Annotated in this window: 19 protein-coding genes and 2 pseudogenes; 7 read left to right on the forward strand and 14 right to left on the reverse strand. The window is 67.3% G+C overall.

Translation table 11 applies throughout. The features are described 5' to 3' along the window. Positions 1–9: 9 nt before the first annotated feature. Together P7D22_RS03885 and P7D22_RS03890 are read left to right on the forward strand one after the other, a co-directional pair. Positions 10–561, forward strand: coding sequence for a DUF805 domain-containing protein (locus P7D22_RS03885; RefSeq protein WP_319932899.1), 552 nt, complete (start codon positions 10–12; stop codon positions 559–561). 31 nt (positions 562–592) lie between these two features. Next, positions 593–1021, forward strand: coding sequence for a hypothetical protein (locus P7D22_RS03890; RefSeq protein WP_319932900.1), 429 nt, complete (start codon positions 593–595; stop codon positions 1019–1021). 238 nt (positions 1022–1259) lie between these two features. On the opposite strand, the gene P7D22_RS03895 is transcribed toward P7D22_RS03890, so the two are convergent. From P7D22_RS03895 to P7D22_RS03940, 10 genes and pseudogenes are all read right to left on the reverse strand, one after another. Next, entirely contained in the window at positions 1260–2318 is a 1059-nt protein-coding gene (locus P7D22_RS03895; RefSeq protein WP_319932901.1) for a GNAT family N-acetyltransferase, read from the reverse strand. A gap of 35 nt (positions 2319–2353) precedes the next feature. Continuing rightward, positions 2354–3391: a substrate-binding domain-containing protein gene (locus P7D22_RS03900; RefSeq protein ID WP_442916022.1), complete on the reverse strand. Its 1038-nt coding sequence runs from the start codon at positions 3389–3391 to the stop codon at positions 2354–2356. A gap of 47 nt (positions 3392–3438) precedes the next feature. Beyond that, the gene (locus P7D22_RS03905) at positions 3439–4413 is read right to left on the reverse strand and encodes an ABC transporter permease (RefSeq protein ID WP_319932917.1); all 975 of its coding nucleotides are present in this window, start codon (positions 4411–4413) and stop codon (positions 3439–3441) included. 56 nt (positions 4414–4469) lie between these two features. After that, entirely contained in the window at positions 4470–5945 is a 1476-nt protein-coding gene (locus tag P7D22_RS03910) for a sugar ABC transporter ATP-binding protein (RefSeq protein WP_319932918.1), read from the reverse strand. Positions 5946–6001: 56 nt separating this feature from the next. Continuing rightward, positions 6002–6223 carry a dodecin gene (locus P7D22_RS03915; RefSeq protein ID WP_319932903.1) on the reverse strand — a complete coding sequence of 74 codons (222 nt, stop codon included), beginning with the start codon at positions 6221–6223 and terminating at the stop codon, positions 6002–6004. Positions 6224–6271: 48 nt separating this feature from the next. After that, positions 6272–6424, reverse strand: a pseudogene (locus P7D22_RS03920) (SfnB family sulfur acquisition oxidoreductase); the annotation flags it as partial. A gap of 158 nt (positions 6425–6582) precedes the next feature. After that, on the reverse strand, positions 6583–7833 hold the full coding sequence (locus P7D22_RS03925) for an SfnB family sulfur acquisition oxidoreductase (protein ID WP_319932904.1): 1251 nt from the start codon (positions 7831–7833) through the stop codon (positions 6583–6585). A gap of 40 nt (positions 7834–7873) precedes the next feature. Continuing rightward, positions 7874–9091, reverse strand: coding sequence for an SfnB family sulfur acquisition oxidoreductase (locus tag P7D22_RS03930; RefSeq protein ID WP_319932919.1), 1218 nt, complete (start codon positions 9089–9091; stop codon positions 7874–7876). Between the two features lie 183 nt (positions 9092–9274). Then, positions 9275–9814: pseudogene (locus P7D22_RS23415) on the reverse strand (ATP-binding cassette domain-containing protein); the annotation flags it as partial. Between the two features lie 63 nt (positions 9815–9877). Then, complete coding sequence (locus tag P7D22_RS03940; RefSeq protein WP_442916023.1) at positions 9878–10993, reverse strand: NtaA/DmoA family FMN-dependent monooxygenase; 1116 nt, start codon at positions 10991–10993, stop codon at positions 9878–9880. A gap of 241 nt (positions 10994–11234) precedes the next feature. Between P7D22_RS03940 and P7D22_RS03945 the strand changes: the two genes are divergently transcribed. Together P7D22_RS03945 and P7D22_RS03950 are read left to right on the forward strand one after the other, a co-directional pair. Beyond that, the gene (locus tag P7D22_RS03945) at positions 11235–12074 is read left to right on the forward strand and encodes an alpha/beta fold hydrolase (RefSeq protein WP_319932920.1); all 840 of its coding nucleotides are present in this window, start codon (positions 11235–11237) and stop codon (positions 12072–12074) included. Positions 12075–12142: 68 nt separating this feature from the next. Then, positions 12143–12556 carry a carboxymuconolactone decarboxylase family protein gene (locus tag P7D22_RS03950; RefSeq protein WP_319932905.1) on the forward strand — a complete coding sequence of 138 codons (414 nt, stop codon included), beginning with the start codon at positions 12143–12145 and terminating at the stop codon, positions 12554–12556. Positions 12557–12594: 38 nt separating this feature from the next. Here P7D22_RS03950 and P7D22_RS03955 read toward each other — a convergent pair whose 3' ends face one another. Both P7D22_RS03955 and P7D22_RS03960 read right to left on the reverse strand, forming a co-directional pair. Next, positions 12595–13521, reverse strand: a complete 927-nt coding sequence (locus tag P7D22_RS03955; RefSeq protein ID WP_319932906.1) for a succinylglutamate desuccinylase/aspartoacylase family protein — start codon at positions 13519–13521, stop codon at positions 12595–12597. Positions 13522–13568: 47 nt separating this feature from the next. Then, positions 13569–14807, reverse strand: coding sequence for a Xaa-Pro peptidase family protein (locus P7D22_RS03960; RefSeq protein ID WP_319932907.1), 1239 nt, complete (start codon positions 14805–14807; stop codon positions 13569–13571). A 141-nt stretch (positions 14808–14948) separates the two neighbouring features. Between P7D22_RS03960 and ehuC the strand changes: the two genes are divergently transcribed. From ehuC to P7D22_RS03975, 3 genes are read left to right on the forward strand one after another with little or no spacing between them, the layout of a single operon-like run. Beyond that, the gene (gene ehuC / locus P7D22_RS03965) at positions 14949–15608 is read left to right on the forward strand and encodes an ectoine/hydroxyectoine ABC transporter permease subunit EhuC (RefSeq protein ID WP_319932908.1); all 660 of its coding nucleotides are present in this window, start codon (positions 14949–14951) and stop codon (positions 15606–15608) included. Continuing rightward, a complete protein-coding gene (ehuD, locus tag P7D22_RS03970; RefSeq protein WP_319932909.1) occupies positions 15605–16255 on the forward strand; it encodes an ectoine/hydroxyectoine ABC transporter permease subunit EhuD in 651 nt (216 codons plus the stop codon). Before ehuC ends, ehuD begins: the two co-directional genes overlap by 4 nt. Then, entirely contained in the window at positions 16248–17018 is a 771-nt protein-coding gene (locus P7D22_RS03975) for an amino acid ABC transporter ATP-binding protein (RefSeq protein WP_319932910.1), read from the forward strand. The genes ehuD and P7D22_RS03975 overlap by 8 nt, the downstream gene beginning before the upstream one ends. Before the next feature lie 3 nt (positions 17019–17021). Here the strand turns inward: P7D22_RS03975 and ehuB are convergent, their stop codons facing one another. Next, entirely contained in the window at positions 17022–17915 is an 894-nt protein-coding gene (gene ehuB / locus P7D22_RS03980) for an ectoine/hydroxyectoine ABC transporter substrate-binding protein EhuB (protein WP_319932911.1), read from the reverse strand. 902 nt (positions 17916–18817) lie between these two features. Further along, positions 18818–19056, reverse strand: a 239-nt coding sequence (locus tag P7D22_RS03985; RefSeq protein ID WP_319932912.1) for a hypothetical protein, incomplete at its 5' end; no start/stop codon positions are given.

A 19056-nucleotide genomic window follows, 5' to 3' on the forward strand; every position in this document is an offset into this window, starting at 1 on the left:
AGATCTCCCTTGAAGCTGTTCAACGAAGTCAACTGGTACGGCCGCGCTATGGGCCGGTATGCAAGCTTCTCCGGCCGCGCGATCCGATCGGAGTATTGGTACTTTGCACTGATCAGCTTCCTGCTTGGTGCCGGGGCCGCGTTGCTCGACCGGCGGCTGCAGACGGAGAGCACCTTCTACCTGCTGGTGACGCTGGTGCACGCCATCCCGTCCCTGTCGGTGTTGGTGCGGCGCCTGCATGATACCGACCGCACCGGCTGGTGGGTCCTGGCCGCCTTTACGTTGATCGGCGCCATCCCACTGCTCGCTTTCGTGTGCCAGCGCGGCACGCCCGCGGCGAACCGCTTCGGGGCCGCGCTGGATGGCAAGGGCCGACCGGTGCCGGTCGCGGCTCTGCCCGAGCTGACCACCGCCCCGTCGCCCGCACGTGACCCGATCGGCGAGGTGGAGCGCCTAGCCGAGCTGCGAGCCAAGGGCGCGATCAGCGACGCCGAGTTCGAACGCATGAAGGCGACCGTGTTCGACGCCGCTGGATCGACCGGCAACGCGCTGCAGGCCTGACGCGCCGCATCTGATCGTAGGAGACCTCGCGATGCAGTTCATCATCCTGCTGTTCACCTTGGGCCACAGCCTCGTCGCTCACCCGGTCACCAGCGCGGCCGACTTGCGCGCCTGCACCGACACGAGCACGCGCGCCGCGGTCAAGGCAGCGGTGCAGGACCGCTTCGAGATTATCGGGTTGCCGCGCGACAACGAGGTGCTCGCTCTTCTGTCGACGCTAGGCGATGCGCACTCGGCCCAGTCGCGCAACGTGGCCGCCGTGTTCCAGGAGAAGTCGGGGCTTCCCGCCTCGGCATTCAAGCTGTGCGAGGTCTCCGACACGCGCTTTGATGACCCGTTGTTCGTGACGGTGCTGTTCGTGAACCCCGCCACCGGCCAGCCCGGCGGGCTTGTAGTGAACTTCGGCTTTCCTGGCGCGACAGCAGAGTTCGGCGATCGGCTGCATTCGGTGCAGTCCTGATCGAAGCCATCAGGCATGCCGTCATTCGATGCAAAACTTGAACATGCGCGGAAGCGGACCTTCAGCTTCGCGCCCAACTCGGTCAAAGCTTGAACGTGTCCACATTCTGGTAAGCGGACCTTTATCGGTGAACGCATCCAGTAATCGAGGCGGACCAGTAGAGTTAGATCATTCTGATCCGAACCCTATACGCCGCAAAGCCGCGATCGGATGGGTTAGTAGGGCGAAGGCGATAACTTCAGGAGTATCCCTGATGACTGGCCTGCCGACCACAGATCTCGTTTCCGGATGTCGTACTGACACGCCTTAGCGTTCGCACGACATTCCAGCGGTCCTCGGCGCCCCATAAATACTTGTACGGCTCTTGCCCGCGGAGGAAGTGAAATCGCCGCTGTCCCTGCCCAATGGCGCAGCGGATTGCGGTCCCGATCAGCGCCGTCCCTGGGCTCTCGAATCCCCAATCGGGATTGAAGCCGTTGAGATACGCGTAGCTCTCGCCGCGATGGGCGAAGCCGTAATAGGCCGCAACCGTCTGGCCCTCGACCTGAAGGCCGAATGACCGCAGGAGCTTGGACGCCCGAAGGTGCGGCACGGCCGTGCGGTGGAACAGGCGAACGTCGGGGTTGGCCAGTACGCCGGGCTCGCCCTTGGCGGCCCAACGTCGGCCGTGCAGTTCGATCAACGCCTCGAATAGGTCGGGGCCCGATAGGCCGTCACTCTCGGCGATGCCAACGCGGTCATGGCGCTGCACGCGATTCCAAGCGCGGCGCCAGCGTCGGCCGCCGCGGGAGCGCTCCCACTCCGCAACGGTTGCCGGCAAGGCCAGCACGGGCGCGGCCGACTGACCTTGCGGCTCGCCTTCGAGCGTCCCGAACGCGAGGGAACAAGCCACTGCGTCGGGCCGCAACTCCTCAAGCGACCAGACATCCCAGCGTCCACCCTCTGCTACATAGGCTTTCGCGAAAGCCTCCGCGACGTCAGGGGCCGGCGCGCCGTCGATGAGTACATCCAGGTAGTCCGTCATCCCGATGCCGAGCGGCAGCAGTCGACGACCGTAGGGTCCGTCCTCCAGGTAGAAGGGCGCGAGCCCCACCAGGAGGCCGTCTCGCCGCACCGCCACGCTCATCAACGGACCGGGGTGAAACACCTGCCACCATGGCAGCAGCCAGGCGGGCGACTGGAATGGCGTCGCCTGCGCGGACCGGCTCCACAGCGCCCACCATTCCGGCAGCAACCGGACGAGGTCGCTGGTGCGAGTGAGGAGCGTGATCTCGAGAGTCGAACGGGACTGCGTCATGTCACCTCCGTCGTGGAACAGGTCGAGGCCCGGCCTCACTTCAGCTCGGGGATCCAGGCGGCCGTCGCGGCGTCGGAATGGCCGAAGGCCGGGATCTTGGCGTTGAGGTCCTCGACCGTCTTGACGCCCGCCTGCCGCAACGTCGTCTGGGTGAGCAGGGTCGGCTCGACCGTGATCCGGTGGCCGGGGTCCTGGCCCGCCACCGCGAGCGAGGCGGCGCGGATCGACACCTGCCCCACCACGGCCGGATTGGTGGCGACCGTGCCAACCCAAGGGCTGCCCGGCTCGGTGATCTCGGCGATGTCGGCCGTGGACACATCGGCGGAGTAGATCTTCAGTTTGTCGGCCGTGCCGAGCTCGGCCGCTGCCAGCTTGACCCCGCGCGCGAACTCGTCATAGGGCGCGAACACAACCGTGATGCCGGGGTTGGCGCGCAGCGCCGCCTTGGCCTGGTCGGCGGTCGCGCTCGCCGTGTTGTCGCTGACGCTGCCGAAGCGGGCCTTCTCGACGACACTGGGGTTCTTAGCTCGGAACGCCGTCCAGATTTCGTTGCGGCGGTCGAGCGGCGCAAAACCGGCGACATAAACGTAGCCGGCCTCGAAGTTCAAGCCATTGTCCTTGACGACCTGATCGAGCGCCTGTTGGGCCAGGGCGTGATCGCTCTGCTCGACCTGCGGGATCTTCGGGTTGTCGAGGTTGACGTCGAAGGCCACCACCTTGATGCCGGCATCCAACGCCTTCTGGGCCACGTCCTTCAGCGACTCCGGCAGCCCGTGATCGATGACGATCGCCTGGACGCCGAGGTTGATGGCCTGTTCCACCTGATCGCGCTCCTGGCTGGCGTCCTGCCGACCCGGGAGGACGCGTAGGTCGATGCCGAGCGCCTTGGCCTGGGCTTGCGCCCCTGCCTCGTAGGCCTGGTAGAAATCGCCGACCGAGAGGTAGCGCACCAGCGCGACCTTGACGCCGCCCTTGTCGAAGGGCGGCGGCGCCCCGGGCAGGCCAGCCGCGACGGCGGGGCTAGCGACCACAAGGGTCGCGGCGGCGGCAAACAGGTGGGATCGGAGCGACATCATAGGACCTTTTGGTTTGGGATTGAATGGCAAGCGCGGCATGCGCCTCAGGCGCGCCGGGCGAAGCCGAATGTGAGGGCCAGGGCCCCGACCAAGACCGCACCCTTGACGAAATCCTGGGTGTAGTAAGGCGCGTTCAGCATCGTCAGCCCGTTAAGCAGGAAGCCGACGAAGATGGCGCCGACGACGGCGCCGAAGACGTTGGGACGCCGCCGGTTCAGCACCGCAAAGCCGATCAGCGCCGCCGCCACCGCGTCGAGCAGCAGCGATGCGCCCGATGAAACGTCGCCGCGCCCAACCCGCGCGGCGACAGCGATGCCGCCAAGCGCCGCGAGCCCGCCCGAGACCAGGTAGGCCAGCGCCTTGAGGCGACCAGTCGGCGCCCCGGCCAACCGGGCCGCGACCGCATTGCCGCCCGTCGCGAACAGCAGGCGGCCGATGCGGGTGTGCTCGGTAAGCACGTGCAGAGCCAGTGCCACGACGATCATCAGCACAACAGGGACCGGCAGGATGCCGAAGAGCCGGCCGCGTCCGATGGCCAGGAAGGCGGGATCGAACCGGCCCGTCGCTGCCGTGCCGTCGGGAAGGATAAGGCCCGTGGCAATGGACCTTCCTGCCGTGGGGATGAGCTGCAACCCGGTCAGCAGGAAGTTCACGGCCAGTGTCGCCAGCAGGTCGGGGACGCGCAGCCACAGGATGAGCGCCGCATTGAGCAGGCCGACCACAACCCCAAAGGCGAAGACGATCGGCACCGTGGTCCAGACAGGCTGGTGCCACACCACCATGGCGTAGCTCGCCACCATCACGCTTGCGGCCGCCACGGCGCCGATCGAGAGATCGAAACCGCCGACCGCCAACGTCACCGTGATGCCGGTCGCCAGGATCGCCGTAACCGAGACGGCCTGGAGCACGCTCATGGCGTTGGCGAGGCCGAGAAACGCCGGCTCGGCCGTGCCGAACCCCACCAGCATGGCGGCAAGTAGCAGGAAGATCGCGCTGCCCCGGGCGAGGTCGGACCCCATGGTGCGCCAGGTCCCGGTCGCTTGAGGAATTTGCACGCTGGTCTGGGAGGAGGCTGTCATCGAAGGCTCGCGTGATGGGCTTTGGTCACGGGGCTGAGCCCAGCGCGATCCATGACGAAAATGCGGTCGGCGACCTCGAGCGCCTCTTCGGGATCGCTCGTCGCGATCAGGGTAGCCACGCCGCGGTCGGCCCGGATCGCGGCCACGATGTCGGCGCGGGCGCCCACATCGACGCCCTGGAAGGGTTCGTCGAGCAGCAGCAGGCGCATCGGCTCGGCCTGCCAGCGCGCCAGGATGGTCTTCTGCTGGTTGCCGCCCGACAGCGTGTCGAGCCGTGCTTGCGGCCCGGAGGCGCGGATGTTCAACCGTTCAATACCGTCCTGCGCCGCCTTGCTTTCACGGTCTCCGACCAGGAACCCGTGCGGGTACCAGCGCCCCAGGTGGGGCAGGCCGACCGTTCCCGCCACGGTTCCGCCGGGCCAGTCGGACGGCACGAAGGAGGTGCGGTGGCGATCTTCCGCCGCCATGGCGACGCCCGCCGCGATGGCGCCTGCCGGATCGCGCGGCCAATACGACCGGCCGCCGAGCCGCATCGTTCCGGCGGCGGGCGCGTGAACGCCGAACAGTGTCGACAGTAGCCGGCTCTTGCCGACCCCGAGCGGCCCCGTCAGGGCCACCACCTCGCCCTGCCGAACTTGGAAATCAATCGGCGCGGCATCGCCGCCGAGGTGGAGCCCTGCGACATCGAGAACCACATCGCCGGCGATGGCCCTGGCCTCGGCATGTGCCGCCGCCAAAGGGCGCCCGATCATGGCCGTGACGGCGCGCTCGAAATCGATGGGTGCCGCCTGCGCGTCGGCTACTCGGCCGCCGCGCAGCACCACGACCCGATCGGCGAGGCGTTTCAGGTCCCCGAGCCGATGCGAGATGTAGACGATGGCAAGCCCGCGCCCCCGGAGGTCCTCGATGATGTCGAACAGTCGTCCGGCTTCGTGGCTCGACAGGCTTGCGGTCGGCTCGTCGAGGACGAGCAGCCGGGCCTGGGCCGACACGGCCCGGGCGATCGCGAGCAACTGCCGCTCGGCAGGTTTAAGATCGCCGAAGTCGAGATCGAGCTGCAGGTCGAACCCGGCCTGCCGCAACACGGACGCGGCTTCGCGGCGGACGCTGCGCCGCGACAGGAACAAGGGGAAGCGCGCATCGGCGAACCGATCAAGCACGAGCGCATCCGCGACCGTGAGGCCGGGGCACCCGGCCCTGTCGGTCGCCTGATGCACGATCGCTATCCCGGCCCGCCGGCTGTCGGCCGGCGTCACGGGTGCGAAGCTTTCGCCGCCGAGGCGCATCGTCCCTTGGTCGGGCCGCGTCGCTCCGCCGAGGATCGACACCAGCGTGGACTTGCCAGCCCCGTTCGCGCCCATCAGGGCGAGGATCTCGCCCGCCGCGATGCGAAGATCCACGCCCTGGAGCGCCACCGTAGCGCCGAAGGTCTTGGCGACGCCCGCGAGGGTCAGCAGCGGCGCGGCGGACAGCCGTTCCGACAGGGCCGCCTCCCGCGCCGCGGCATCAGGCACACCGTCAGTCAACACTATTCGGCGCCGCGGTCGTCGAGCGTGAAGCCGATCTTGAGCGTGACCTGGAAATGCGCGACCCGGCCGTCGGTCACATGGCCGCGAGTTTCAACCACCTGGAACCAGCCGATATGGCGCAGGGTCTTGGCCGCATCCGCGACGGCGTTGCTGATGGCCTCGTCCGCGCTCGTCGGCGAGGAGCCGACGACTTCGATCACGCGATAGCTGTGTTCAGACATGAAACGTTCCTTTGAGGAAAGAGAAGCAGGGCTGGCTGCGGCCCGGGATCAGCTCCAGGCGTGCAACGGCGGGTTGACGTCGTTCAGCGCATAATTGCCCAGGATCGCGTATTTCCAGCGCACTGGTTCATGCAGCGTGTGGATGCGGGCGTTGCGCCAATGACGATCGAGGTCGCGGACCCCAAGGGTCGCGCGGGTACCCGGCCTCGCGATTGCGTCCGCCATACTGAGGGCTTGTGCTGGCAAGCGTTGGCCTCGAACTCGCCGTTTTCCAGCGCCTCGTTGGCCCGGCCGACTGGTGCACCACGCAGTTCAGGTCGAAGGCGTTGAGACGGATCTCGCAGACCATGGCGGCGCCCTCAGATCGCGCCGTGGCGGGGCGGATTGCGGCCGTTCAGCCAGTAATCGCCGATGACCTTGTATTTCCAGCGCACAGGATCGTGCACCGTGTGGGTGCGGGCGTTGCGCCAGAAGCGGTCGAGCCCGTGCTCCTGCAGCGTGGCGCTCGATCCGGCGAGCTCGATGAGCTTGGTGGACGCGAAGAGCGCCGCCTCGGTGGTGGCCACCTTGGCCTCGGCCACGGCGACCGAAGCGGCCGCGACGTTGCCTTCGTCGGGCGCCGCCCGGGCCGCGTCGACGAAGCCGCCGGCCCGTTCGAGTAGCGCGCCCGCTGCATCGGTACGAATGCTCATCTCGCCCACGGCGGAAACGATGTAGGGATCGTCGGACGCACGGTCGACGCCGCTCTCCTTCCAGGGCCGGGTGTGGTGGCGGACGAAGTGGATTGCGGTGGCGAGCGCCGCCTCTGCGATGCCCTGCTCAACGGCGGCGTGCATTATTTGGGCGAACGGACCCATGCCGGTCGGCACGTCGAAGATGCGCTTGAACGGGATCACCGAGAACGGCGCGACCGCCACATCGTCGAGGACCGTGGTGCCTGAGCCCGTGGTGCGCTGCCCGAAGCCCGTCCAGTCGTCGATCACCGTCACGCCAGGCGCCGTCGCGGGCACAAAGGAGAGCGTGCTTTCGCCCGCGTCGTCGTTGGCCACCACGCCGATCCAATGGGCGAAGAGCACACCGGTCGAGTAGAACTTGCGGCCGTTCAACGCGAAGCCATCGCCCGCTCGCGTCAGACGCGTTACATGATCCTGCGCGGTCTTAGTACCGCGCTCGGACAGGGCATTGAAGATGCGCTCGCCCGCCAGGATGCGGTTGTAGAAGAAGCGCTTCTGTGCCTCCGTACCCGACAGGCGCAGCCCTTCAAGCAGGAAAAAGTGGTTCTGCGGGATCTGGCCAAGCGAGCCGTCGGCGCCCGCGAGCGTGGCGATCACGCGGGCGACTGTGCCGGCGCTCACACCCGCTCCGCCAAACTCGGCCGGCACCGTGATGGCCAGGAGGCCGGTGTCCGAGATCCGTTCGAGTTCCTCGTAAGGTAGGATGCGCTCCCGGTCGCGCCGAACGGCGCCCAGCGCCAGCTCCGCCGCGACCTCGCGAGCAACCGCCAGGGCTTCGGCGTCGTCGCGAATGCGGTACGCCGGCCGCGACCGCACCGGCGGCGGATCGAAGGCGACCGACTCGGGATCGAGCTTCTGGGTGAAGGCCGTAGACATGGGCATTCTGCTTGAACCGGGGAGAACGGGGAGGAGCGGATCAGCTCCAGGCGTGGCGCGGCGGCGCGACGCCGTTGAGCGCGTGATTGCCGACGTGGAAGTATTTCCAGCGCACGGGATCATGCAGCGTGTGGGTGCGGGCGTTGCGCCAATGGCGGTCTAGGTTGTCGGCCATGAGCACGGAGCGGGTGCCGGCGAGTTCGTGAAGCTTGTTGGCCGCGAGGATCGCGATCTCGGTGGTCAACACCTTGGCTTTGGCCACTGAAACGGCCGTCTCGGCCACCGCCGCCTCGGTTGGGTCGTCGAGAATGGCATCGACCGCATGGCCCGCGCGGGCCAGCATGGCCTCGGCGGCGTGGAGCCTGACCGCAAGATCACCAATCCCATGAATGGTGAAGACGTCGTCGAAGGCGTGCTCCTGCCCACTGTCGATCCAGGGCCGGGAGCGCGTCCGCACGAAGCCGATCGTTTCCGCGAAGGCGCCCTGCGCGATGCCTAAGTCGACCGCGGCCTGGATCAGCTGGGATACGGCGCCATTCGATGACGGCTGCTCGCCGCCTTTCCAGGCCGGGATCACGGCCTCCGGGCCGACCCGCACGTCGCGCAGCGCAACGTTGCCGCTTGCCGTAGTGCGTTGCCCAAAGCCCGACCAGCTGTCCACGACCGTCAGCCCCGGCGCGTCGCGATCCGCGATGGCGAGGTGGACGCGGTTCGCCTCGTCGACGGCGCCGATGTGGACGAAGTGGGCGAACAACGCGCCCGTCGCGTAGAACTTGTCGCCGCTGACCACGTAACCCTCGCCCGAAGCGCGCAGCGTCGTCTCGAAGGCGCCGACGTGCCGGCTGTTCTTTTCCGAGAAGGCGTTGCCGAGCCGGTCGCCCTCCAGCACGCGGCCGAACCAGAGCACCTTCTGGGCCTCGCTGCCGCTGACTCGGATAGCATCGAGCGCCGCGAGGTGGTTTTGCGGGATCTGGCCGAGCGAAGGATCGGCGGCCGACACAGTTGCAATCACCTCCGCCAGGGTGGCGTAGCTCACGCCTGCGCCGCCGTAACCTTTCGGAACCGTGATGCCCCACAGGCCCGATGCTGAAAAGCGCTCGAGTTCGGCGACCGGCAGCCGACGTTCACGGTCGCGGTCGGCTGCGCCCGTGGCAAACACGGCCGCGAGGTCGCGCGCGACGGCGATCGCCTCGGCATCGGAGGTGATGCGGTGCGCCTTAGGTTGGCGTTCAAAATCGGGCGTAGATGTGGATGGCATGAGAACGCCCTTAAAGAAGGTTAAGTCTGCCGAAGCGGCCGTGGCCGTAGACGAGCCCCGCGCCAGTGCCGTCATGGCCGCGCACGTCCCGGACGGCGCCGAGCACGATGGCGTGGCTGTGGCGCTCGATGATCTCGGTGACGTCGCAGTCGATAGCCCGGTCAGCACGTTGTCGAGCACGCTCATGCGCCGGAACAACGCGTTGTTCTGAAACGTGCGGCCGACGCCGCGCCGCGCCGCGCCCATCGGGGTCGGTCGATGGAAAGGCTCCCCGTCGATGGTGATCTCGCCCGCATCGGCGCGGTAAACGCCGTTGATAACGTTCAAGAGCGAGCTCTTGCCGGCGCCGTTCGGGCCGATCAGGGCGCAGATCTCGCCGCGCGGCACCGCGAAGCTGAGATCGGTCAGCGCCTTCACGCCCTTGAAGGCGAGCGACACGTTGCGGACGTCGAGGAGGGGTGGCGCCGCGCTCATGGTGTCGCGCTCACGCCGCCGTCGGCCGGGCCGCCGCCGCGGTCTCGCGCTTAACGCGTTCGATGTCGCGGTAGCGCGCTGCGGGATGGGTGGCGGGCAGAAACGGACCTTCGCCGAAAAGCTTCTCACGCAGCGTGCCGGGTTGGTAGGTCTTCGGGTAAACACCCCGCTTCTGCAGCTCAGGCACGAGATGCACGACCACGTCCTCGAAGGTCTCGGGGGTGACCGCATAGGCGAGGTTGAAGCCATCGACGTCGGTTTCGGCCACCCAGTCCTGCAGGATGTCGGCGACGGTCGCGGCTGAGCCCACGATCACCGGCCCCATGCCACCGATGCCGCCGAATTTGGCGAGTTCTTCGACGGTCCACTTCTTGTCGGGATCGCCCTCCGTGATTGCCTCGACGGCCGAGATGATGGCGTTGGTTTCGACCTTCTTGATGAGGTCTGTCGGCGCGTATTGGCCGAAGTCGATGCCGGTCCAGCCCGACATGAAGACGAGCGAGCCGTCGTAGCTGACATAGCGCTGGTAGTCTTCGAACTTGGCGCGCGCCTTCTCGTCCGTTTCATCGACGATGACGGTGAGCAGCGTGTAGACGAAGAGCTTCTTCGGATCGCGCCCGGCCGCCGCGGCGCGGCGCGGCGTCGGACGTCGGCCACATAGGCCTTCAAGATGGGTTTCGTGGGGGCGGCCACGAAGACGCATTCGGCGTGCTCGGCCGCGAAGGCCTTGCCGCGGCTCGAGGCGCCGGCCTGGTAGATCACCACGCTGCGCTGCGGCGACGGCTCGGCGAGGTGGAAGCCCGGCACCTGGAAGAAGCGGCCCTGGTGCCCGATCTCGTGCACCTTCTCGGGATGGGCGAAGATGCGCGCCGCGCGATCGCGCACCACGGCCCCGTCTTCCCATGAGCCTTCCCAGAGCTTGTAGAGCACTTCGAGATATTCGTCGGCGACGTCGTAGCGGTCGTTGTGGGCCACCTGGGTGGACTGGCCGAGGTTGCGGGCGCCGCTGTCGAGGTAGGAGGTGACGATGTTCCAGCCGACCCGCCCTTTGGTCAGGTGGTCGATCGTCGACATGCGGCGGGCGAAGGGATAAGGGTGCTCGAAGGAGATCGAGGCCGTGATGCCGAAGCCGAGGTGCTCGGTCACCACCGCCATGGCGGGCACGAGCTGCAGCGGGTCGTTGACCGGGATCTGCGCGCCCTGCCGGATGGCCTCATTCGCATTGCCCTTGTAGACGTCGTAGACGCCCAGTACGTCGGCGATGAAGATGCCATCGAAGACGCCACGCTCCAAAGTCTGCGCGAGCCCCGTCCAGTATTCGAGGTCCTTGTACTGCCAGGAGCGGTCGCGCGGATGGGCCCACAGCCCCGGCGACTGGTGCCCGACGCAATTCATGTCGAAGGCGTTGAACCGGATCTGCCTGGTCATGGGATCTCCGAACCCGACCGCGGCGCCATTGTGCGCCGCAGCGTGGTTCGCTCCAAAAGAGCCGATCCCATACCTATTGTCTACTTATTTTATGTTCTATTTGCCCGGGAGCTTAGGTGACGCTACGGGTGTCCCGGGAGATCGGTCGCCAACCTGAAGAACTGATGTCGACGCCTGGATCGGACCGGGTACGGCGAGCCGGCGACACCGTGCAACGATCGCCATCTGTTGAGAAAACATGATGAAACGCTTGCTACCCGCACTCTTCCTCGCAGCCTCGATTCAGGCCGGCGCAGCGGCGGAACGCTGGGAAACCCTGCCGCCCACGCCGGCGCCGGTCGCGGGCGAAACGACGGGCTATGCCGAGGTCAACGGCATCAGGCTGTTCTACGCCGCGATCGGGGACGGGCCGCCCGTGGTGCTTCTCCACGGCGGCTTGTCGAACTCGGACTATTGGGGCCATCAGGTACAAGCCTTGGCGCCGCATCACCGCGTGATCCTCGTCGACAGCCGCGGGCATGGCCGGAGCACGCGCGACGCCCGGCCCTACGGCTATGACCTGATGGCCGACGACGTCGTGGGCCTGCTCGATGTATTAAAGATCCTGACGGCCGACGTGGTCGGCTGGAGCGACGGCGGCATCATCGGCATCGACCTCGCCCTGCGCCATCCCGACCGTGTCCGCCGCGTCTTCGCTTTCGCGGCCAACACAGTTACGTCCGGCGTGAAGGACGGCGTCGAGAAGAACCCGACCTTCGCGGCCTTCATCACGCGCGCCGGGGAGGAATATGGCCGGCTGTCGCCAACGCCCAAGGATTACGACGCCTTCGTCGAGCAGATCAGCCACATGTGGGCGAGTCAGCCGAATTGGACCGATGCGCAGCTGCGCGCCATCACGACGCCCATCCTCGTTGTCGATGGCGACCATGACGAGGCTATCAAGCGCGAGCATACGGAAACGATTGCGGCCACGATCCCCGGTGCGGGCCTGCTGATCCTGCCCAATGCCAGCCATTTCGCCTTCCTGCAGAACCCTGACCTGTTCAACGCGGCCGTGCTGAACTTTATCGACGCCAAGTAAGGGGCACCGCACAGCCGGATCGACGCCCCATGTCAGGCATTACCGCTTGAACCGAGGAGACCGAGCCGATGGCGACCGTGACGCTGCTGCAGGATCATCAACTGTCGCCTGAGGCCCGGGCCGTCTTCGACGACATCCGGGCCAAGCGCGGGACCGACTTCGTCAACAATTTCTGGCGGGCGCTCGCCCATGATCCGAAGACCTTGAAGCGCACGTGGGAAAGCGCCCAGGCCGTGATGGCGCCCGGCGCGCTCGATCCGAAGGTGAAGGAGATGCTCTACATCGCCGTCTCGGTCGCGCATGGCTGCAGCTATTGCATCCACTCCCACACGGCGGCCGCGCGGGCCAAGGGCATGACGGAGGCCGAACACGCCGAACTCGTCGCGATCATCGGCATGGCGGCCGAAACCAACCGGCTCGTGACGGCGCTCGGCGTGCCGGTCGACGACGCCTTCCTGGCGGATCGGGCCGACCCGGCGTGAGCGGCGCGGCGCCTGATGGCCGCGCCGCAGACCTTCTCTCACTCCCGGATCACCTCGCCCAGGCTGATCACCCACTCGTCTTCCGCGACGATGTTGTGCGTGACCATCATGATGATGCGTCCGGAGAGCGGGGCCCGGATCTCAGCCAGAGGCACGCCGAAGAGATTCCGGAGCCGGGCGAGGCGCTGGCCCTTCTCCACCTGGTCCCCGACCGCAACTTCGCGGTAGAAGCGGCCCGCCGCCGGTGCCGCCACCTTAAGAAAGTTGCCGAGCACGCGCCGGGCCCTGTTGCCCCGCTGAAGCGGACCGCCGATGAGGCCGAGGTGCCGTGCGATGTTCAGCACGCCCTGGGTATGGAAGGCGACGCAATCCTCCTCCAGCAGGCCGTTGCGGCCGGCTTCCGACATCACGGCGTGGCGGCCAAGCCCGGGACGCTCATTCGCGGCACGGCCACGGTTGCTGGTCTGTCCAGCCGCAAACTCGACCACGACGTCGGCATCGAAGCCGTGCGCGAAGGTGCGGGTACGGTCGTCGAAATCAGCAATCCCCGTCATCTGGCACATCACGAATTTGGCCACGTCTTCGCGTAGGTCGCCGCCGTGCAGATCGACCAGCACATCGGCGTTAGCTGCCCATTCGTGCAGCAGCGCATGGGCCAGCACCTCGCTGAAGCTTCCATGCGGGTCGCCAGGGAAGCAGAAGTTGATGTTGCGCCCGTCGACCGGGCAGACGAACTCGGCATGGCTCGCGAGCCCAGGCATGTTCACCACCGGCAGGATCGTCACCGAACCCCGGTCGAGCGTATTTGTGAAGGCGTCCTTGAGGCGGAGCGCCGCCTCCATGCTCGACACCTCGTTCGGGTGCATGCCGGCCATCACGGCGAGCCGCGGCCCGGGCTGCCCCGCGGAGATCTCGAAGACGGGCAGTTCCAGCGACTCCAGGCCGGGCGCCGCGAAGTGCAGCATGCCCCAGGTAAGCGTGCCGTCGCGGCCAAGGGCGCGTAGGTTCATGGTCAGGCTCCCAGGATGGCGAGCGTGCGCGGCAAGGTGTTCATGCTTCGCGCGCCGTCCTCCGTCACGATCAGCTGATCCTCGAGGTTGAAGCCGCCGATGCCAGTGGCGTAGAGCGGCACCTCGAAGGCCAGCACCATGTCGGGCTCGATCACGATGTCACTGCCGGCGGTGATGAACGGCCATTGCTCCGAGAAGAATGAATGGCCAAGCCCGTGGCCGAAGTGCCCGCGGCTGAAGCCCGCGAGGCCGGCGCCCTCAAGCGCCGCAGTGGTTATCCGATGTACGTCACCGAGCGTCGCGCCCGGCCGGATGGCCGCGAAACCTGTGTCGAAGGCCGCCTCGATGATGCCGTGCAGCCGCGCCTGGTCGGGCGTGGGCGCGGCGAAGACGTAGTTGCGGGAGGTGTCCGACGAATAGCCGTCGACCACGCAGCCGACGTCGGCCTTGATAACCGTGCCCGGCGCCACGCGCCCGCCCGGTCGCCAGGGGTCAGGCCCGATGGCGATATAGTCCCAGGAAGGCGGCGCCGGGACGCCGCGCCGCGAGGCGTCCGCCTCGACCCCGGCCCGGAAGGTCGCGTGGAGGTCCGCGGCCGTCTGCCCCGCCGCGACCGTCGTGGCCATGCGGCGGAGGCCAGCCTCGGCGAGTTCCGCTCCGAGCCTGAGCTTCGCGATCTCGGCGGGCGTCTTCACCATGCGGAGCCGGTCGAAGGCGGGGGAGCCGTTGAGCACGCGAGCTTCCGGCAGGGCCGCCGCGATGACGGCGGCATCGCTCGCCGCCACATAGTCGAGGTCGAAGCCGAGCCGCGACCGGGCGAGCCCACGCTCGTCCAGCACGGCGCGCAGCGCCGCGAGCGCCAGGCCGAGGTCGAAGGTCGCGGGACGCGCGAAGCCGGGGGCGCGGCCGTCCCGTCGCCAGGCCGCGGCGATGCGGTTCTCGATCGGGCCGTTCGTCCAGCCCGAAACGTCGACCTGCTCCATCCACAGCGGATGCGACCGCGCGTCGGGCACGCGCTCGCGCGCCGCTGCGGCGAAAAGGTCGCCCACCACAGCGCCGATGGGCAGCGCCGGGTCGGCCGGCAGCACCGCGAAGCCCGCCCCGGCGCGCCGGAACAACCCCGCGACGCCTTGCGACGCGCCCGTCACCGTGCTGAAGCCTTCGGGTTCCGCGATCACCAGCGCGTCGAGTCCGGCGGCGGCCATGAGCCGCGAAGCGCGGATCCGATCGACGAATGACATGAGGCCGTCCTTCAAAGGTCGCGCCGTCACAAGCCGAAAGGCTGCCGCGCATGGCTGGCGGTTGGGAGCGCGATCGTCTACCAAGCCGCTACACTGATAGAGGCCACGCGCCATCATGCCAAGCCATCCCACGTTTCGCCCATGACCCTGCCGGCGCTTCTCCCCCTGCTGCTGCGCGGCGCGCTCGTAACGCTCGAGGTCACGGCGCTCGCGGCGGTGCTGGCGCTCGGCATGGGCTTCGCGGTCGGCCTCCTGCGGCTCGCGCCGAGCCGGCTGCTGCGCGGCCTCGCGACCGCCTATGTCGAGATCCTGCGCGGCACCTCGGCGCTGGTGCAACTGTTCTACCTCTTCTACATCCTGCCTTTGTTCGGCCTTACCCTGCCGCCGCTTGCCACTGCCGTCATCGGCCTTGGGCTCAACGCCTCAGCCTATGCGTCGGAGGTGGTGCGCACCACGATCGGCACGGTCGAGCGCCGTCAATGGGAGGCGGCGCTGGCGCTCGACATGCCGCCGTGGCTGGCGCTGCACCGCATCGTGCTGCCGCAGGCTCTACCGCTAATGATGCCGCCCTTCGCCAACCAGCTCGTGGAACTGCTGAAGGCGACAGCGCTCGTGTCGCTTATTACCCTGACGGATCTGACCTTCGCGGGCAGCCAGCTGGTGACCGCAACGGGGCAGAAGGGTCTCGTGTGGAGCCTCGTGCTCGCGCTCTACTTCGTCATGGCCTTCCCGCTCAGCCGTCTCAGCCGGCGCCTGGAGCGCCGCCTTGGTGGCTTCCGCGGCGCGGTCACACAGCCATGAGCTTCGACTTCGCTTTCGCGTGGGAGATCCTGCCCGATCTTCTGCGCGGCGCCGCCGTTACGCTCGAGGTCATGGCGGCCGGCTTCCTCCTGGCGCTCGCCGGCGGCCTCGCCCTGGCGCTTGGCCGCCGCTCGCCCCAAACCGTGACGCGTCTCGCCTGTGCGGCTTTCATCGAATTCATGCGTAACACGCCGCTCCTGGTGCAGCTCTACTTTCTGTTCTTCGTGCTGCCGCTTGGGGGCATCACCCTGCCGCCGATCACCACCGGCATTCTGGCGCTCGGCCTCAACTACAGCGCCTTTTTGTCGGAGGTGTATCGCAGCGGAATCGAGTCTGTGCCGCGCGGGCAATGGGAAGCCGCGCGGGCGCTTGACCTGCCGGCGCGCGACACCTGGCGCCGCATCGTCCTGCCGCAGGCGATCCCGCCGATGCTGCCGGTGCTCGGCAATTATCTGATCGGCATGTTCAAGGACACGCCGCTGCTCGCCGTCATCACCGTGCCCGAGATGATGCAGGCCGCCAAAGGCGTCGCCGGCATGACCTACCGCTACAACGAGCCTTATACGCTCCTGGCCGCGCTCTTCCTGGCCTTGAGCCTGCCGGCCTCCCTGCTGTTCCGCACCCTGGAGACCCGATTGCGTGGCTGACGCCCGAACACCCATCCTGCGCCTCGCCAACGTCGAAAAACGCTACGGCGATACCCTGATCCTTGACCGCTTGAGCCTGGAAGTGCCGGCCGGCCAGCGCCTCGCCATCATCGGCCCGAGCGGCTCCGGCAAATCGACGATCCTGCGCCTCATCAAGGGTCTCGAGCCGTTCCAGGCAGGCGCGATCGAAGTCGCGGGCGAACCTCTCAGGCCGCCACGCTCGGCGAGTTGGTTCGCTCGGCGCCCGGCGGCGCGAAGCCACATGGTCGGCATGGTATTCCAGCACTTCAACCTGTTCCCGCACATGACGGCGCTCGGCAACGTAGCCGAGGCGCTGGCGCGCGTGCTGGGTTTAACGCGACGCGACGCGGAGGCGCGGGCGCGCGACCTGCTGGCCCAGGTCGGGCTGGGCGGCAAGGAGGCGTCCTATCCTCGGGAACTCTCGGGCGGGCAGCAGCAGCGCGTCGCCATCGCGCGCGCCCTCGCGATGCGGCCGCAGGTAATGCTGTTCGACGAGGTGACCTCGGCGCTCGATCCCGAACTCGTCGGCGAGGTGCTGGGCGTGATCCGCACCCTGTCGCGCGAAAGCGGGATGACCATGCTGCTCGTCACCCACGAGATGGGCTTCGCGCGCGAGATCGCCGATCGCGTGTTGTTCATGGAGAAGGGCCGCATCGTCGAGGATGCTGCCCCCTCGCAGCTTTTCACGGCGCCGCAGAGCGAGCGCACCCGCGCCTTTCTGCGTGCCGTGCTGGAGCGCTGAAACTCAGCCGGCGCAGGCCTGCGCGGCCGTTGCGTCAAGTGGCGGAAGCTCGTTCTCGGTATAGCCATAGGGCTTCAACAGTTCGAGCAGCCGGCCCGACTGGCGGAGTTTCGCGAGCTCGCCGTTGAACGCCGCCGCGAACTCCTCGTCGCCCTTGGGCAACCCGTAGGCATGATAATTGTAGAACGGCTTGCCGTCCGGTCCGGGCATCTGCTCGAACGGCAGCGCGCGCTCGACCCCGGAGTCATTGGCAGCCTTGACCAGGCCGGCGATCTCGACGTCGGGGAAATAGATCACGTCGAGGCGGCCTGCCTGCAGCGCCGCCAAGGCCTCGTTGTCCTTGTCGAACAAGCTGATCTGGCTGGCCTGAATGCCGGCGTCCTTGGCTTCCTGCACCTGGTTGCTACCCGTCTGCGTGCCGAAGCGCGCCTCCTTGTTGGCGGCGACGTCCTTGAGGCTGTGCAGCTTCAGCGGGTTGCCGGCCTTGACCGCGAAGGCACCGCCCGAGCGCGTTACAGGATTCGAGAAGCCGATCACCTTGCAGCGCGCCGGCCGGATAAATAGCCCGGCACCGATGACGTCGAAGCGGTCGGCCGCAAGGCCCGGCACCAGCGCCCCGAAATCGACGATGGGCGCCTCGATCTCGGTGACGCCGAGCGGCGCCATGATGGCCCGCAGCACATCGATATTGGCGCCTGTCAGCTTGCCGGCGGGATCGATGAAGCCATAGGGCTGCTCGTTGGCGATGCCGGCGATGAGCTTGCCGCGCGCCTTGATCTTGGCGAGTGTGCCGCTTGCGGCGCGCGCCGGCTTCAGCCGGGCGTCGAGGCCAACGGCGCCCGCGAGGGCCGCGGCCCCGAACAGCGTCGCGGCTTGGCGGCGGGTCATGGTCGTCATTGTTTCTCCTGAGAAATACGGCGTAGCGCAGTGCCGGATGGTATGCTCACTCGGTCACGGCAAACCCCGGATTCGAGCGGTAAGGGGCGCCTCTCGGGGAGGCAGTTCGCATGTCGGACTGGACAAAACGAGGATCAATCACCCGCGCGGTTCCGCGTCAACCTATAAATCTACTAGCAATATAGATGAACAGACCAGTCGATGGTTCGGTGCCGTATGGTCCTGTTCCAGTCCATGAATTTGCAGACGCATACTTGGAAGGCCAGCGTGCCGTAGGGGTCGGACCGCGTCGTCTTCATAGACAACGGCCTCGTTGACCAATGTCCGCAACGACTCCAAGGTGACCGAGGTCTAGCTCGGCCGCGCCCCGCACAAGCCGAACGAGGCGGCATGGCTGATAAAGGTCGTAGCATGAGCGCAGACCTGCTGCAGCTTGACGGCATGAAGCGTCGTATGGCCCCCGATCACGTCACTTTGGCTTGTCGCTTCGGGTAGCGCCGGGTGAGGCAACTGCCTGCTCGACGGCGACGCCAACGACAAGTTAACCACCATGACGGTGTGTTCGACAGTGCCTTGATCGTCGGCGTAGCATCGGGTTGGTGCTAAAGGCGCGGCGGCAATTCCCCACGGCATGACGGGCGGCTGTCTCAGACATGTCTTCGAGCTCGACGAAGCCACCGGCTGGACTCTGGGCACCCAGGTCGCGGACCAGGCAGCCACGCCCCCGCACGAGTCGGTGCTGCGCTGCACGCCCCTGTCCGGCTTCGCGCTGCGCTTCGGCGAAGGGTGGCGACCTTGCGGTTGACCCGAGGGTGTCACGGTCACAGGTGCGCAGGGATCAGAGCGCTTCGGCATTGCCGTCCTCGGGACGGGCGTATGCCTCCGGTGAGGACCGCGGTTGATTATGGCCGGTTTTGCTTAGCGAGCATTTCCCCAACGTAGCCGATGCCGTCGGGGGTGAACGCGTAGTTCGAGGGCTCATCTTCATTGGCACTGTCTATGACCGACAGGCATCCGTCCTTTGTCCGCATGTCCTCGGCGATAGCTTCGACCACCGCTTGGTCGACCCCGAGCTTCTGGGCGACGAATCTGACAGTGAACACCATCGAGAGGTACGGCATCAGGCCGCCTGGGCGAGCCC

The sequence above is a fragment of the Lichenihabitans sp. Uapishka_5 genome (genome assembly GCF_033947565.1).
Lineage (GTDB): Bacteria > Pseudomonadota > Alphaproteobacteria > Rhizobiales > Beijerinckiaceae > Lichenihabitans.

Excerpts from the sequence above, each read along its gene's own strand:
- P7D22_RS03905 (WP_319932917.1), bottom strand. The coding sequence starts at position 4,413 with ATGGGGTCCGACCTCGCCCGGGGCAGCGCGATCTTCCTGCTACTTGCC.
- P7D22_RS03895 (WP_319932901.1), bottom strand. The coding sequence starts at position 2,318 with ATGACGCAGTCCCGTTCGACTCTCGAGATCACGCTCCTCACTCGCACC.
- P7D22_RS03940 (WP_442916023.1), bottom strand. The coding sequence starts at position 10,993 with ATGACCAGGCAGATCCGGTTCAACGCCTTCGACATGAATTGCGTCGGG.
- P7D22_RS03930 (WP_319932919.1), bottom strand. The coding sequence starts at position 9,091 with ATGCCATCCACATCTACGCCCGATTTTGAACGCCAACCTAAGGCGCAC.
- ehuC (WP_319932908.1), top strand. The coding sequence starts at position 14,949 with ATGACCCTGCCGGCGCTTCTCCCCCTGCTGCTGCGCGGCGCGCTCGTA.
- P7D22_RS03890 (WP_319932900.1), top strand. The coding sequence starts at position 593 with ATGCAGTTCATCATCCTGCTGTTCACCTTGGGCCACAGCCTCGTCGCT.
- P7D22_RS03945 (WP_319932920.1), top strand. The coding sequence starts at position 11,235 with ATGAAACGCTTGCTACCCGCACTCTTCCTCGCAGCCTCGATTCAGGCC.
- P7D22_RS03950 (WP_319932905.1), top strand. The coding sequence starts at position 12,143 with ATGGCGACCGTGACGCTGCTGCAGGATCATCAACTGTCGCCTGAGGCC.
- P7D22_RS03960 (WP_319932907.1), bottom strand. The coding sequence starts at position 14,807 with ATGTCATTCGTCGATCGGATCCGCGCTTCGCGGCTCATGGCCGCCGCC.
- P7D22_RS03955 (WP_319932906.1), bottom strand. The coding sequence starts at position 13,521 with ATGCTGCACTTCGCGGCGCCCGGCCTGGAGTCGCTGGAACTGCCCGTC.
- P7D22_RS03900 (WP_442916022.1), bottom strand. The coding sequence starts at position 3,391 with ATGTCGCTCCGATCCCACCTGTTTGCCGCCGCCGCGACCCTTGTGGTC.
- ehuD (WP_319932909.1), top strand. The coding sequence starts at position 15,605 with ATGAGCTTCGACTTCGCTTTCGCGTGGGAGATCCTGCCCGATCTTCTG.
- P7D22_RS03915 (WP_319932903.1), bottom strand. The coding sequence starts at position 6,223 with ATGTCTGAACACAGCTATCGCGTGATCGAAGTCGTCGGCTCCTCGCCG.
- P7D22_RS03925 (WP_319932904.1), bottom strand. The coding sequence starts at position 7,833 with ATGTCTACGGCCTTCACCCAGAAGCTCGATCCCGAGTCGGTCGCCTTC.
- ehuB (WP_319932911.1), bottom strand. The coding sequence starts at position 17,915 with ATGACGACCATGACCCGCCGCCAAGCCGCGACGCTGTTCGGGGCCGCG.